This is a genomic window from Haloarcula sp. Atlit-47R (assembly GCF_003665985.1).
Classification (GTDB): domain Archaea; phylum Halobacteriota; class Halobacteria; order Halobacteriales; family Haloarculaceae; genus Haloarcula; species Haloarcula taiwanensis.
This window is the reverse complement of the sequence record NZ_QPLQ01000074.1, coordinates 1-454: the sequence shown is the minus strand read 5'-3', so window position 1 is coordinate 454 and position 454 is coordinate 1. Positions and strand designations below refer to the sequence as shown.

1 protein-coding gene is annotated in these 454 nt (G+C 68.5%); it reads right to left on the bottom strand.

Annotation, left to right across the window (positions count from 1 at the left end):
* Positions 1-243 precede the first annotated feature (243 nt).
* Positions 244-454 (bottom strand): hypothetical protein (locus DVK00_RS22155; RefSeq protein WP_233560872.1); only part of this gene is annotated, 211 nt, incomplete at its 5' end.

The window sequence follows — 454 nt, the reverse complement described above, 5'->3', positions numbered from 1 at the left end:
CCACCCCGTGGCGAGGTACGAGCCCGCGGCCGCGCCGGCCGCCGCCGCGAGCGGCGCGTCGCGCTGTTCGGTAACGTCGATCATACACTACCTCGGGATCGCGGTCACTTGAACCACGCCCGCAACGGCCGCTGCGCCCGCGGATACTGCCGTCGTCGCGCTGCGACCGAACGCCCGGGCCGGCCATCGCGCGTCTCGTCGCGTCATGTCCCCGACGAGGTCGACGGCGGGGATATAGATTCTTCAACGACCGGACAACATCCGTTCGGAGTCCGCCTCGGATCCGTTCAAACTTCGTTCGGTATCCCGCCCCAGTCGGCGGGTTCGGGCAGTCGCTCTCGGTCGGAGCACGATAGACGTTTTCTGTCGGAGCGCGGTAACGTTCGGATCGCGCGCGAGCGAGCGACGAAGAAACGCTGTCGCGTTCGGCGCCGCGTCGGGAGCATCGAGCGAG